This is a genomic window from Natronococcus sp., assembly GCF_047921035.1.
In the GTDB taxonomy this organism is placed as follows: domain Archaea; phylum Halobacteriota; class Halobacteria; order Halobacteriales; family Natrialbaceae; genus Natronococcus.
Genome location: NZ_JBLRWX010000218.1, coordinates 1 through 1,594 on the forward strand (window position 1 = coordinate 1; position 1,594 = coordinate 1,594).

The following is a 1,594-nucleotide window of genomic DNA, read 5'->3' on the forward strand; positions in this document are numbered from 1 at the left end:
GCGCCGTCTGCGCGCTCGCCGCGGGCGCCGCCCTCGCCCAGGAGCGCCTCGTGATCGCCTCGACCGGCGAGGCCGACAACTTGGACCCGCGCGTCGCCACCGACGTCCGCTCGTTCGAGCGAATCTCGACGATCTTCGAGCCGCTCGTCGTGTTCGACCGCGGCCTCGGCCTACAGCCACGCCTGGCGACGGCCTGGTCGTTCAACGAGGACGCCACGCAGATCACCTTCTCGCTCCGCGACGACGTCGCGTTCCACCACGGACGCGCCTTCACGGCCGAGGACGTCATCTACACGTTCGAGTGGGTGCTCGACGAGGAGAACCCGTCGCTCAACCGCCCGCTCTACCTCGACATCGCCTCGATCGACGCACCCGATCCGTACACCGTCGTCTTCACCCTGTCGCGCCCGAACGCGTTCCTGCTCAACAACATCGCGCGCATGCCCATCGTGCCGGCCGACCGCGGCGAGGACGACGACTTCCAGGTCGCCCCGTCGGGCACCGGCGCCTTCGCGTTCGTCTCCTGGCAGCGCGACGACGCGCTCGTGCTCGAGGCGTTCGACGACTACTGGGGCGAGCGCGCCCGCGTCGACGAGGTCGTGTTCCGCCCGATCCCCGAGGACGGCACCCGCCTGCTGGCGCTCGAGGCCGGCGACATCGACCTCTACCAGGGAGGCCCCGTCGGCGCCGAGCTCCCGCGGCTCGAGGCGGACCCGTCGATCGGTGTCGATCGCGTCCCCGCTCCCTCGTACAACTTCGTCGGGTTCAACACGCGCGCCGAGGCGCTGGGCGACGTGCGCGTCCGCCGGGCGATCGCGCACCTCATCCCGCGCGAGGGCATCGTCGAGCGCATCCTCGAGGGCGTCGGCCAGGTCGGCATCAGCATGCTGCTCCCCGAGATGCCGTGGTTCGAAAGCGAGATCGCGCGCTACCCCTACGATCCCGAGCGCGCGCGCGAGCTGCTGGCCGAGGCCGGGTACGACGGTGGCGGCTTCAGCGTCCGGATCTACTCCGACCCCGCGCCGGCGCGCACGCAGATCGCCGAGATCCTGCTCAACGAGCTCCTGCAGGTCGGCATCGACGCGACCGTCCACTCCGAGGAGTCGAGCGCCGTATGGCAGCGCTTCAACACCACCGAGGACTACGAGATCATGGTCTACGCCTGGAACGGCCAGCTCGACCCCGACCGCGCCATCTTCCGCCAGTTCACCAGCGGAGGGTCGGCCTACGCCTACACCTACTGGTCGGACGAGCGCGTCGACGAGCTCGCGCTGCGCGGTCAGGCCGTGGCGCCGGACTCCGACGAGAGCATCGAGATCTACCGCGAGATCCAGCGGATCGTCGGCGACGAGGTCCCCTACACGTTCGTGAACTACATCGAGGAGGTCGCCCTCTACCGCACCGGCATCACCGGCTGGAGCGCGCACCCGCACTCCTCGGTCACCTACCAGGACCTGAACCTGGTCGGCTGGGAGTAAGGCCGATCGGTCGCGACGACGCATGCGTCGCGAGGTTCGTGCACGGATCCGGCCCGGAGGCGAACGTCGCCTCCGGGCCGGATCCGTGTCACTCGTTGCGACGCGTCAGGTGACCA

Annotated in this window: 1 protein-coding gene; it reads left to right on the forward strand. The window is 69.8% G+C overall.

The genetic code is table 11. The annotated features are described in order from the left end of the window. Window positions 1-1,478 (forward strand): ABC transporter substrate-binding protein (locus ACNA7R_RS20280; RefSeq protein WP_416285342.1); only part of this gene is annotated, 1,478 nt, incomplete at its 5' end. Window positions 1,479-1,594: the final 116 nt, after the last annotated feature.